The following is a 13,415-nucleotide window of genomic DNA, read 5'->3' as shown; positions in this document are numbered from 1 at the left end:
TAGCATAAATAAATGCTTGGGAAGTGATTACAATGGATGAAACAATAAATAGCTTGGCCGATAATATAGAAAGCAAGATTATTGAAATGAGAAGAGATTTTCATAAGTATCCTGAACTAGGGTTCATGGAATTTAGAACGGCTTCACTAATTGCGCGAAGGCTTATAGAACTTGGATATGAGGTTAAGCTTGGAAGGGAAGTTCTTAAGGAAGCTTTTAGGATGGATGTACCTGAGGAAGCTATCCTTAAGGAAAACCTGAAAAAAGCCTTAAGCTATGGTGCAGATAAAAAAATAGCAGAAGAGATGAAAGACGGTTTTACGGGGGTAGTCGCATCCGTAGGAAATGGTAAAGGTCCTATTGTGGCATTGAGGTTTGACATAGATGCACTGCAAATTAATGAGAGTGAAGATATTTCTCATAAACCATACAGAGAAGGCTTTTCTTCCATAGAGAAAAATGTTATGCATGCATGTGGGCATGATGGACATGCAGCTATAGGCCTTGGAGTAGCTGAAATATTAGCGCAGATTAGTGAAAGACTAAAAGGTACAGTGAAACTAATATTTCAGCCAGCGGAAGAAGGCGTTAGAGGAGCTAAGGCCATGGTAGAAGCTGGAGTACTGGAGGATGTGGATTTTCTAATAAGTGGGAACATTGGAATAAATTCTAGAAAATCAGGTGAATTAGTATGTGGTACCAGCGGATTTTTATCAACATCTAAGATAGATGCAGAATTTATCGGAAAGGCTTCTCATGCAGCAGCAGCTCCAGAAAAGGGAGATAACGCACTGCTTTCAGCTGCCTCAGCAGTTATGAACTTGTACTCAATTCCAAGAAATAGTGAGGGTGAAACAAGGATAAATGTAGGTTGCTTGCAGGCAGGAGTGCAAAGAAATGTTATTCCTGAAAGGGCCTATATGATCATAGAGACTAGGGGAGAAACCACAGCGCTAAATGAGTACATGAAAAGTTATGCAGAGAGGATATTAAAAGCTTCTGCAGAAATGCATGGAACCAGAGTTCATATAAAATATATGGGAAGTTCAATTAGTGCCATAAGCGATGAAGAAATGGCAGCAATAGTTGAAAATGCTGCAGCTCATATGGGAGTTTACAATAAAATTCACCATGAAAAAGTTAAATTTGGAGCTAGTGAAGACATTGCCTACATGATGGAAAGAGTCCAAGCCACAGGAGGCAAAGCCACTTACATCATGTTTGGAAGTGACTTAATGGGAGAACATCACAGCTCAAATTTTGATTTTAATGAAGCGGACCTTATAAAAGCTGTGAAGCTGTATAGCAATGTGGTTTATGATATTTTAGCTTGAGACAGGCAATTGTAGAAGAACATATAGTTAAATTGATATCCTAGGGCCGCATCTGTGAATTTTATTTTAGGCGGTGGTAAAATGTTTTGGCTACAAGTAATACTAATATTAATATTAATTTTAGCAATTGCTTTTATTGGATTTTCATTGTACCTTGGGAAAAGATTTAAAAAAAGTGGAGAGCTTACATACAAGAAGAGAAGTGTCCAATTAAGCATTATAGGGTTCATAATATTAATAATTTATATTTCGCTTCAATTTAGTTATAATTTAATAATAATTTAAGTTGATGAATTTAGTTCTGCAGGAATTGGATAGGTTCTATTGTTAAAGATTTAATTTATGCATATGATACTTAAAGAATAATGGATGGTTAGGATAAAAAATGAGAAGTGTAATTGTAATATCGGGATGTATAATTGTTATTGCTTCATTTATTTATAAAAAGAGTTATAAGCCAAAAACTAAAAATGATTATATGAAAGTACTGGAAATGCATCTTGTAGGTAAAAGGTGGAAAAGGGCCATAGACTTGGCCCTAGAGATATTAGATAAATTCACATTAGACACAGAAGAGATGATTACTGTACTATTTACTATATCTAATAGCTATTACAAATTAAAGGAATATGAACTAGCAGTAAACTATTATGAAAAAACATTTGAGAAGCTATTTTCCTACGAAAAGAAATTTCACTATGCTGAAGGTCTTGTTTGGACAATAGATTGTCTAATAAAGCTTGGAAGAAATACAGATGCAAAAAGCTTGTATAATAAAATAGTGAACGAAATTGAAGATAAGAAAGAAATTAAGAGATTAAATATATTTGCAAAAAATAATAATCTTATTGCAGAATGAAATTAAGGTGGTATTGGGGAATTTATAAAAATAATGTATAGTTGAGGATTAAAAGAGTGCCGCAAGACTATTAGAAAGTAGTTTGCGGCATTTTCTTTATATAAAGTCATATAAATATTTAAATATATTTATAGTTTTACTTTATTCAAAAATTATTACTTTGCCAAAGGTCGTGTCATTACTGTTAAGAAGCTATTTATAAACTGATTGTAATCAAAATCATAAGCAATGTTTTGTGGAAGTTGATTTGTAGGGCCTTCAGGAAAGGGCCTGAAATCTGCAACACTTTGTCCCTTTGAAATACTGTTACAGGTATCAACTTGAACCGGAAGCTTTACAAATCTAAAGATAGTATCATTAATTACTGCACTCATAGCAAGGGCATCGTGCATTGGACTACCTTGTATATTTGGGTAATGCTTTTGATAAAAGTTATAGTAATAGTCAATCATAGGCTTGATTATCTTTATATTTCCTTTTTGATTTATATAGTTTACCTCGGCAGGTATTACTAATGCTCTCATGGTAACATTTAAGGGAAAGACATTAGCATTTTTTGCATTACTCATAACAATATTTGCAGCTAAGGGATCTCCATAGAAGTTAGCTTCGGCTAGAGGAGTAACATTGCCAGGTACTAAAAATGCGCCACCCATGATATAGTAGGCTTTTATATGTTTCATCAAATCACCATATAAAATAAATAGTGTGGATAAAGAAGTTAATCGGCCAGTAGCAACTATGATTAATTCATCCTTATACTGCTCGATTAAATTTGTTACTTCTAAAAAATTCTCCTTGGGAGTAATAGCAGGTATTTTAGGTATAATTGGTCCTAAGCCCTGAGGACCATGTACTTCTGGATAGAAAACTGGAATTTCTCCTGACAGGGGTCTTTCAGCACCTGTAAAAACAGGAATATCACTTTTTCCTAAAAGACCAAGTAAGTAATGGGCATTTCTAAATGTAACATTTCTCGGGGCATTACCGTATTCAGAAACGATTCCTACTATATCAATTTGTGAGGACAAATGAGCATAAATAATTGCAAGGGCATCATCTACGCCTATATCACCAAAAAATAAAACCTTTTTATTCATATATCACTTTTCCTTATAAATTTCTCCAATATATATAATATGAGATTAATAGCATAATGTGTTAGTTTTAATGAACATTAAAAAATCAATGCAAAATGGACTTAGCTACAAAGGCAGATATATAAATGCTTTAGCTTTGGCAAATTAAAAAAATTAAGAAATTCTTAAATTTGTTAAAATTTTATCTTAATACTTCCAAAAATAGTCGATGTTACTATTTATTTGCTGTATAATAGAAAAGTGGATAATTTTTGTGCAGTTTTTATGACCAAAAATGCATTTATGTACTGCATAATGAATTATGTCTGGCAATTTTGTTGTTTTTCTAATTTTAAACGAGAATTTAGGGGGAAAATAAGAATGGGTAAATTAGGCTTTAAAATTTTAAAGATGGTAGGTATAATATCAATTATTTCAATGGCTATACTTGTTGGACTTAATGCATTTATATTTAATTCCGAGTTTACTAAACTTCAAATAGATGCAAAGAATTCAGCTGTTCAATCTCTTGGCGTTATAAATGGGGACAAACTTGATAAAGTAAATAGCAGTAAAAAAATGGACAGTGATGAATATAAAGAAATTCAACAAGCTATGATTAAGTTTAAAAATGATAAGGATATTAAGTATATTTATACTTTGGGTAAAACAGATGATAAAAATGCATATTTTTTAGTGGATGGGTCATTAGTAAACAATTCAGAGCTTGGAAAAAGTTATGATATGCAGCCAGAGATGAAACTAGCTTTTGAAGGACAGCAGACCTATACAAAGAAGCCAGTTACCGATGAGTACGGAACATATTTATCTGCATTTGCACCAGTAAAAGACTCTTCAGGCAAAATAATAGCCATTGTAGGTATAGATAAGGATGTGTCTGATTTTATTCATATAAAGAGCAAAATATTTATGTCTGTGGTAATTGCAGCAGTTATTATAATATTTTTATCTGTAGCAGGAAGTTTTCTGTTCTCTAGAATTCTTGAAGCTAATGTAAGAAGTATAAGAGATGCACTTTATAAAATGTCAGAGGGAGATCTGACTGTGACATTAAATATAAATAGTAAGGATGAAATACAGAGTATTGGTGAAGCGCTGAATGAGTTTGCTGGTAAGTTTAGAGATTCAATCAAAATTGTAAAGGAGAATTCTGATACGGTTATGGTAAGCTCAGAAACATTGTCAACTGTATCTGAAGAGCTTGCAGCCTCCTCTGAAGGAGTTGCCGTATCCATAGAGAATTCGGTAAAAAGCACAACTGCTCAAGTAGAGGAACTTCAAAATGTAAATTCCATTTTGGAGGGCTTTGGTAATAAGTTGGAGGAGGCTACAGATTCTATAAGTGATGTCAGCTTGAAAATAGATGCAATAAACACTAAGGCTAAGGTTAGTGATGAGGACTTATATGTACTAGAAGGAGCTATAAAAGAAATTGTTCTATCCTTCAATAATGTAAGTGAAAAAATAAAAGCACTTGGGGACCAACTGTCACAAATTAATGTAATAACAAACTTGATAAATGATATAGCGGATGAAACTAATCTTTTAGCACTTAATGCAGCTATAGAAGCAGCCAGGGCAGGAGAAGCAGGAAGAGGATTTTCTGTAGTAGCAGATGAGATTAGAAAGCTTGCTGAGCAATCTAAAACTTCATCTTCAAGTATAAACAGTTTGGTTGAAGCTATTTCAAGTGAAAGTGATTATGTTATAAAGAGTTCTAATGGTATGAATGAAAGGCTAAAGGAGCAAACTAAGATTATAACTAAGTCTGTAGGATCCTTTAAAGACATAATGATAGATATAGAAGAGGCGCTGCCAAAGATAGGCAGGATTAGTGAAAATATTATTGTTATTAATACAGAAAAGGATAAAATTATGGAAAGTGCAGAGTCAGTGCTGCAGATGGCAGAGGAAATATCCGCAGCTACAGAGGAAATATCCTCAGCTTCCTCAGAGCTAAGTGCTTCTTCACAGGAGATTGCAGCAGCTTCCATAAATCTAACTAGTAAAGCACAAAATATGATGGATTCAGCAGGAAAGTTTAAAATTTAAATTACTATATAGGAGGTTATCTTACTAAATTGTAAGATAACCTTTTATTATGTAAGCTAGCTGACATGGTGAGAGCTGATTTTACTGGCTATAATTAAAATATAGTTTTGATAAGGAAAAGGGGAGATAAACAAATGGAAATATTAAAGGTTGAAAATTTAAATAAAACCTATGGTAAGGGAGAAAACATAGTAGAGGCATTAAAGGATATCAATTTTTCTGTAAATAAAGGGGAATTTGTTGCTATTGTTGGAGCCTCAGGTTCAGGAAAGAGTACGCTGCTGCATCTACTAGGAGGACTTGATAGGCCTACAGGCGGAAAGGTTATTATTGATGGTGAAAGCATCTATGATTATAAAGAAGAAAAGCTTGCTATCTTTAGAAGAAGAAAGATTGGTTTTATATTTCAGTTTTTTAATTTGATTCCTGTTTTAGATGTAGAAGAAAATGTGGCACTGCCAGCACTACTAGACAATGATAAGGTTGATAAAAAATATTTAGATGAGATTATAGAAATTTTAGGACTTACAGAGAGAAAAAGTCATCTGCCTTCAGAGCTTTCAGGTGGACAGCAGCAAAGGGTTTCCATAGGAAGGGCACTTCTTAATAAGCCTTCAATAATACTTGCAGATGAACCTACTGGAAATCTTGACAGCAAGAATTCTAAAGAAGTTATTGAACTATTAAAGTTTACAGCAAGAAAGTATAACCAGACCTTAATACTTATTACACATGATATTAACATTGCTTCTATGGCTGACAGAATAGTCACTATTGAAGATGGACAAATAGTTTCAGACAAACATCTGAAGAACAACTAGCAGGGGGGAGTAGTAATGATAAATAGCTATAAACAGCTTACAGGCAGATACCTGAAGGCAAATAAAAAAAGAAGCCTGCTTACCTTAATAGGAATTATATTATCTGTAGCGCTTATATCTTCAATTGGACTTTTCTTTAAAGGTATACAAGTATCGGAAATTAATAGTATGAAGGATACTTATGGTTCATATCATTTAATGTATTTAGATACAAATGAGGATTTAGTTTCTAAGGTGATTAACAATCCTAAGGTGGGCAGATACGGGTTTTATGGAATTGGAGAAGGGGTTAAAGTAAGTGAAAAGCTCACTGTTAATGAAGTAGTAGCTACAGATAAAGCCCTTGAGCTTATGCCCTATAAAGCAAAGGAGGGCAAGCTGCCACAGAATCAAAACGAAGCGGCTATAGAGAAGTGGGTTTTGAGCCAAATAGATAAAAATGCAAAAGTAGGAAGCAAAATTAAATTTAATAACAAAGAATATACCTTGGTAGGTATATTAGAAGATGTTGTACAAGATCAGATGGAAAATAAAGGGGTTATATTAACTAAAAATAATACTATAGACAAGAAAAATTCTGCGTTATTAGTTGAAGTAAGTTCAAAAACTAATCTTAAAAATGCAGTAAAAGAATTGAAACAGCTAGGGCAAAAGGATAAGGTTATAGAAAATGTATATTTACTATCTGTACTTGGTGCAACTAGTGATGGCTCAGGCCTTGGGGGATTATATTTAACCATAGGCATAATAATAGCAATTGTTGTAATAGCAACTATAGCTGTAATATATAACTCATTTCAGATAAGTATCGTAGAGAGAATTAAACAGTTTGGACTATTAAGAGCTGTAGGTTCTACGCCAAAGCAGATTAGAAGGATAGTGCTTAGAGAAGCCACAGCGCTGGCCATTATAGGAGTGCCTTTAGGGCTGTTATGCGGCATCATAGCTATCTATGGAATTAATATCACCTTTAAACTTATTGGTGCAGATACAGTGTTAGGTATGAAGCCTGTAATAGATGGACAAATTTTAGCATTAAGCGCTGCTGTAGGAGCAGTATCCATATATATATCAGCATTAATACCGGCTGTTTTCGCTGGAAGAATATCGCCACTAGTTGCTATTAGCAGTAGAGCAACTATTACTAAGGAAAAGATAAAGAAAAGAAAAAATAAAATTGTAGAAAAGATATTTGGCTTTGAAGGAGCCATGGCTGCCAAAAATATTAAAAGAAATAGAAAAAGATATAGAGTTACTGTATTTTCAATAGTAATAAGTGTAGTTTTATTTGTTACCTTTAAATCCTTTATGGATATGACTTTAACTATATCCTCCAGCCCAAATGAATCAAAAAATATTCATTTTTCAGTGGTAAGGGATCAAGAATCCACTGAAAAGAATATGGCAATAGACCATAAGCTTGTAGACAATATAAAGGCCTTAAGTACTGTAGATAAGGTTTATGAAATTTATAATGCTTATACCTTTGATGCTGCAGTAAGTAAAGCTAGTGAGGTTAAAGAAGTTCAGGATATAGGTACAATTTATAAGAGTGCAACCATAAATGGAAGTGAAAAGTCTATTATTAGTAGTTCCGTAGTAGTTTATGATAAAGACTCTATGGAAGTTGCTAAAAAGTTCTTGAAATCAGGGAATATAGATATAGAGAAGCTCAATAGTGAAAATGGTGTAATTTTGATTGGAAAGAGCACTGTTCACAATGATAAGACAAAGAGGAATTATTATGGTTCTGTTGCTGATTTAAAGGTTGGAGACGAGATAGACCTGCAATATTTTAATCCAGTAAAAGAAGGGGAAAAGAAGCTGGACTTTGGTAAGGGAAATGTAAAAAAGGTTAAAGTTATGGCAATTTTGCAGGATGAACCTTTTAACTACAGAGGAAATAGCAGCGGACTAAAGTTAATTACTACTGATGCTGTAGCTAAATCATTAGTGGAAAATGCTGAAGTTAAACCTGTAAACCTAAATATTAAAATTAAAGATATTAAAAAGGAAGAAGCAGCAAAGACAGAAATTGAAAATACTATAAGATCTAATCCTTCATTACAATTGGTAAATAATATTGATAATAATAGAAGGAGCAAGACCGGTTCATTGATGATTCAGATATTAATTTATGGCTTTGTTGTAGTTGTATCCTTAATAGGAAGTGTCAATATAATAAATACTCTTACAACAAATATACTACTGCGAAAGAGAGAATTTGCAGCATTAAAATCTATAGGAATGACTCAAAAGGGTTTGAGGAAAATGATTATACTTGAAGGTCTCTTGTATGGTATAGTAGGAACAATATACGGTTCAATAATATCCTGCGGATTATCATACATGATGTTTAGAGGTTTGAATGATGTTAGGGAATTAGGTTGGACTATACCATGGGGAGCAATAGCTATAGCAGGTTCAGCAGCTTTAGTTATAGGATACCTGTCAGTATTATCACCACTTTCAAGAATTAAAAAGGAAAATCTTATTGATACTATAAGAGAAGATTTTTAGTTAAAAAAATATAAGAAAGCTAAGTTTAATAGAAGGATATTAATGCATTTTGTATGCATGAAGTATCCTTTTATTTAAGCTGTAATAAAGTAAAAAAACTTCCTTAGAAATTGTAATAAATTTATACTTATTTTGTTATACTTTTCACACGCTTTTGTTATATAATTGATGTATGATTGTATAAAAAATATGATTAATTAGTTGTAAACTTTACAAGTTTAGCATGAACTAATTGGAGGAGATGACGATTATGGGAAAACTAGGATTAAAAATTTTAAAATTTGTAGGATTCATATCGGTTATTTCAATGTCGCTGTTAATAGCACTGAATATTTTTATTTTTAATTCGGAGTTTTCTAAACTTCAATTAGATGCTAAAAATAGTGCATCTCAAGCTATTAGTGCCATAGATGGGGACAAGCTAGAAAAGGTAATCAATAATAAGTCTATGGATAGTAATGAATATAAAGATATTCAACAGGCTTTGGTAAAGTATAAGAATGATAAAGATATAAAATTTATATATACTATGAGTAAAGCAGATGATAAAAATGCATATTATTTAGTGGATGGATCTTTAGTGAATACTGAACAGCCAGGAAAAACCTATAATTTAGAAGATGAGATGAAAACGGCTTTGGAGGGACAGCAGGTCTATACAAAAAAGCCGGTTAAAGATGAAAATGGAACATTTATATCAGGATATGCTCCAATTAAAAATTCCTCTGGTAAAATAATCGCATTTGTTGGTGTAGATAAGGATGTAACTGATTTTGTTCGTATAAAGGACAGAATGTTTATGGCTATTTTAATGGCGGGAATTATAATAGTGCTTTTATCAACATTAGGAAGCTATTTGTTCTCAAGAATAATGGCTTTTAACGTAAGAAAAATACAAGATGCACTTGAAAAGATGGCTGCTGGGGATTTAACAACTGCATTGAGTGTAACTAGCAAGGATGAAATACAAAGCATTGCTGAGGCCATAAATGAGTTTAAGCTAAAGCTAGGAGACTCCATTAAAATTGTGAAAGAGGATTCCAGTGTGGTTATGGAAAGTTCACAGGCTTTATCAGCTGTTTCCGAAGAATTAGCTGCATCTTCCTCAAATGTTGCTGTAGCTATAGAAAATTCAGTTAAGGGCACCAATGCTCAGGTACAGGAACTTGAAAGTGTAAATTCTGCTTTAGAGAACTTCGGAAATAAGATAGATGAGGCAGCTAACGCCATTGAAGATGTTAGTACAAAGATAGATTCAATAAATTCTAAGGCAAAGGTTAGTGATGAGGACTTAAAGGTGCTTGATGGAGCTATAAAAGAAATAGTGACATCCTTTAGTAATGTAAGTGAAAGAATAAAGTCCCTTGGTGATCAGCTTTCTCAAATTAATGTAATAACAAATATAATAAACAGTATTGCAGATCAAACTAATCTTTTAGCTCTTAATGCAGCTATTGAAGCAGCTAGTGCAGGGGAAGCAGGAAGAGGTTTTTCTGTAGTAGCAGACGAAATTAGAAAGCTAGCAGAGCAATCTAAGACTTCATCCTTGAGTATAAATAAATTAGTTGATGCTATTTCAAACGAGAGTAATTACGTTATAAAGAGTTCCGATAGTATGAATGAGAAGCTAAATGAGCAAACTGAAATCATAACAAAGTCAGTAGATTCCTTTAAGGATATAATGACAGATATAGAAGATGCGCTGCCAAAGATAAGCAGAATAAGCCAAAGCATTATTGTTATTGATTCAGAAAAAGAAAAAATCATAAAGAGTGCAGAATCAGTACTGAATATGGCGGAGGAAATTTCAGCAGCTACAGATGAAATATCAGCAGCTACTGAGGAATTAAGTGGTTCCTCTCAAGAGATTGCAGCTACTTCTATGAGCTTAACGAATAAGGCTCAAAATATGAATGCTGCTGTAGATCAATTTAAGATTTAATTTATTAAGGGGTTCAATGAGGTAATAGCTTATTGAACCCTTAATTGTATCATATATTGTGAGGTGTGTTGTATGAATAGACTATTATTAGTTGAAGATGATGATTCACTAGCACTTGCTATTGAATTTACACTTAAGGATGAGGGTTATGAGGTCATAAGAGCAGCTACAGTTGCGGAAAGCAAAAGTGCATATGAAACTGAGCAGTTTGACCTGCTTATATTAGATGTGAACCTGCCAGATGGAAGTGGCTATGAATTATGCAAGTATGTAAGAACTAAGAGTAATGTACCAATTATGTTCTTAACTGCACTTGATGATGAAGTTAATATTGTTTTAGGCCTTGAAATTGGTGGAGATGATTATATAACAAAGCCTTTTGGAGTAAGAGAATTTTTATCAAGGGTTAAAGCGCTTCTAAGGAGAAATTCAAGACCTGCTGCTGAAGGTGGTAAGCTTAAGAGCGGAAATATATTAGTTGACATAATTACTGCAGTTGTGAAGAAAGATGAAAAGGATATAGTACTTACTGCACAGGAATATAGACTCTTGCTCATATTTATGTCAAAACCCCATGTGCTCATGAAGAGAGATGAAATATTAAAGGAGCTTACAGAAGGGGCAGAGGCTTTTTTTGATGAAAATACGCTATCTGTGTACATAAAGAGAATTAGAGAAAAAATTGAGGATAATCCTAAAGAACCAGAGTATATAGTGACTCAAAGAGGGTTAGGTTATAAATGGAATAAGGATGTTGCTAAGGATGGTAGGTAGTGATGAAGGGATATTTTATAAATTCAGAGCTTAAGAAGAGCTCAGCTGTTTTAGTTTCTTTAATGGCATTGTTTTTAATCCTACAGATTGGTATTTTAAAAGTGCATAATGAGAGATTAAAGGAAGATTATATAAAGAGTATTGGTGCTGTTACTGCCAGGGTAATAGAAGCAGACCCATCCCTTGAAAAGAGTATTATGCCAATTGTAACTAAAGGTGTTAATGAGGAAGATGCTGTAAAGGGCAAAGTCATATTGGCAAAGTACGGATTAAGTGATGCCCTTGAAAATGAACTCTTTCCCTATGTAAATACAACTGTAAAAAAGGACAATATTTCTATAGCCGTTTTGTTTATAGCTATGGCTGCTATACTTTTTATATTTAATTATTTGCAGTATGGTGTTTTTTACAAAAGAGTACGAAGGCTTACTATTGGGGCAAAAAAAGTAGTAGAGGGAGATTATGATCTAACAATAAGCGAGATTAAGGAAGGAGACTTTTCTAAGCTTGCTGTAGCTTTTAATTCTATGAGGGAAATCATCAGGAATAACATTGGTGAGCTTAAAAAAGAAAAGCAGTTTTTGGCTGAACTAATATCAGATATATCCCACCAGCTTAAAACTCCGCTTTCTTCTATGATTATATACAACGATATTATGATAAATAAGGAATTAAGTAAGGAACAGAGAGAGAAGTTTCTTATAGATAATCAAAACCAATTACAGAGGATGAAGTGGCTCATTCAAAGTATTCTTAAGCTTGCTAAGCTTGATGCTAAGGCTATAGAGCTGGATAAAGAACAGCAGAGCCTTAATGATACTATACAGGAAGCAGTAGACGCACTAGATAGTAAGGCTGCTGAAGGCAAGGTTCATGTGAAGTTTATAGAAAAAGGTGAAATAGTATTTGAGCATGATAGGCTTTGGCTTGAAGAAGCATTAATCAATATTATTAAAAATGGTATAGAGCATACTGGAGAAGGAGGATCAATTAGTATTGAAGCTATAGAGAATCCTATTTATAGAAGAATAATTATAGAGGATACTGGTGAAGGAATACGTGAAGAGGATTTGCCTAATATATTTAAGCGCTTTTATAAAGTAAAAACCTCCAGAAAAAGTGATTCTGTTGGCATAGGGCTTGCACTAGCAAAATCAATAATTGAAGCTCATAACGGAGTAATAGAGGTTCAAAGTAAATTAGGACATGGCACTAGGTTTGCAATAACCTTTCTTAAATATTAGGGGCTACTAGATTACTAATGTTTGTGATAGTGAGACTCTACTAATGATATTAAGTGGAGAAATTTGAAGAAATATGGTATAATTGGCATAAATGTATTAATTATTATGTTAATTTTGGGGGTAAAAATGAACTTTGGTTATATAAGAGGGTCATATGGGAGAACACAAAATAATAGGACAAGTTATTCGGAGGGTAGAAGTATCTATTCTAGAGGTATAAAGTCTACAGGAAACACAAAGACAAAAAGTCTTTTAGACGATTCTACAAAAATAAATGGCAGTACTATTTCAAGTGCAGTTGGCTTTAAAGCTGATATTGGAACAGCTGCAGATACAACAGTGAAAATAGATAAAGGAACCTTTAATCAGGTAATGGATTATTCTATGAAGAATCCAGCAAATAAGTGGGATGAAATAGGCTGTGATGGAACTAAAAAGTGGGTAGTGATAGACGGACAGCGCTTTGATTATTCACTTAGTAAGGATGAAAAGGAAGCATTTAAGAAGAGATGGAAAACTTCCTGCGAAGCTTATAATAAAACGGAAACTGATAAGGATAAGAGCAAAAGCAATACAGATGAGAAGAAATTAGTTAGTATATCACTTGATAAAGATAATAAACTTAAAGTTGATAAAAATGAAAAGGAAAGTAATAGTGCAAAGCTTACAAACCTTATGAAAAAACCTAGAGTTGTAAAGATGCTTTCCGATATTATTAAAGCAAATAATCACAGAAGTATTAGTTTAGATGTGGAATAAAAAAGTTGCT

Annotated in this window: 10 protein-coding genes; 9 read left to right on the top strand and 1 reads right to left on the bottom strand. The window is 33.1% G+C overall.

The genetic code is table 11. From position 1 onward, the window contains the following. The first annotated feature begins 32 nt into the window (after window positions 1-32). Window positions 33-1,334 (top strand): amidohydrolase, encoded by a 1,302-nt coding sequence (locus bsdE14_RS07580; RefSeq protein ID WP_264849324.1) that lies wholly within the window; start codon window positions 33-35, stop codon window positions 1,332-1,334. Window positions 1,335-1,719: 385 nt separating this feature from the next. Beyond that, a complete protein-coding gene (locus bsdE14_RS07575) occupies window positions 1,720-2,193 on the top strand; it encodes a tetratricopeptide repeat protein (RefSeq protein WP_264849323.1) in 474 nt (157 codons plus the stop codon). Between the two features lie 155 nt (window positions 2,194-2,348). Here bsdE14_RS07575 and bsdE14_RS07570 read toward each other — a convergent pair whose 3' ends face one another. Next, the gene (locus tag bsdE14_RS07570; RefSeq protein WP_264849322.1) at window positions 2,349-3,293 is read right to left on the bottom strand and encodes a nucleoside hydrolase; all 945 of its coding nucleotides are present in this window, start codon (window positions 3,291-3,293) and stop codon (window positions 2,349-2,351) included. A 360-nt stretch (window positions 3,294-3,653) separates the two neighbouring features. Between bsdE14_RS07570 and bsdE14_RS07565 the strand changes: the two genes are divergently transcribed. From bsdE14_RS07565 to bsdE14_RS07535, 7 genes are all read left to right on the top strand, one after another. Then, window positions 3,654-5,345, top strand: a complete 1,692-nt coding sequence (locus tag bsdE14_RS07565; protein ID WP_264849321.1) for a methyl-accepting chemotaxis protein — start codon at window positions 3,654-3,656, stop codon at window positions 5,343-5,345. Window positions 5,346-5,479: 134 nt separating this feature from the next. Continuing rightward, entirely contained in the window at window positions 5,480-6,166 is a 687-nt protein-coding gene (locus tag bsdE14_RS07560; protein ID WP_264849320.1) for an ABC transporter ATP-binding protein, read from the top strand. Between the two features lie 15 nt (window positions 6,167-6,181). Beyond that, a complete protein-coding gene (locus bsdE14_RS07555; RefSeq protein ID WP_264849319.1) occupies window positions 6,182-8,686 on the top strand; it encodes an ABC transporter permease in 2,505 nt (834 codons plus the stop codon). Between the two features lie 250 nt (window positions 8,687-8,936). Further along, entirely contained in the window at window positions 8,937-10,628 is a 1,692-nt protein-coding gene (locus tag bsdE14_RS07550) for a methyl-accepting chemotaxis protein (RefSeq protein WP_264849318.1), read from the top strand. A 72-nt stretch (window positions 10,629-10,700) separates the two neighbouring features. After that, the gene (locus bsdE14_RS07545) at window positions 10,701-11,402 is read left to right on the top strand and encodes a response regulator transcription factor (protein WP_264849317.1); all 702 of its coding nucleotides are present in this window, start codon (window positions 10,701-10,703) and stop codon (window positions 11,400-11,402) included. 2 nt (window positions 11,403-11,404) lie between these two features. Further along, window positions 11,405-12,646 (top strand): HAMP domain-containing sensor histidine kinase, encoded by a 1,242-nt coding sequence (locus bsdE14_RS07540; protein ID WP_264852240.1) that lies wholly within the window; start codon window positions 11,405-11,407, stop codon window positions 12,644-12,646. 126 nt (window positions 12,647-12,772) lie between these two features. Continuing rightward, window positions 12,773-13,405 carry a hypothetical protein gene (locus bsdE14_RS07535; RefSeq protein WP_264849316.1) on the top strand — a complete coding sequence of 211 codons (633 nt, stop codon included), beginning with the start codon at window positions 12,773-12,775 and terminating at the stop codon, window positions 13,403-13,405. Window positions 13,406-13,415: the final 10 nt, after the last annotated feature.

Source organism: Clostridium omnivorum, from assembly GCF_026012015.1.
Taxonomy (GTDB): domain Bacteria; phylum Bacillota; class Clostridia; order Clostridiales; family Clostridiaceae; genus Clostridium_AX; species Clostridium_AX omnivorum.
The sequence above is the reverse complement of the archived record's forward strand: the minus strand, read 5'-3'. Positions and strand labels throughout refer to the sequence as shown.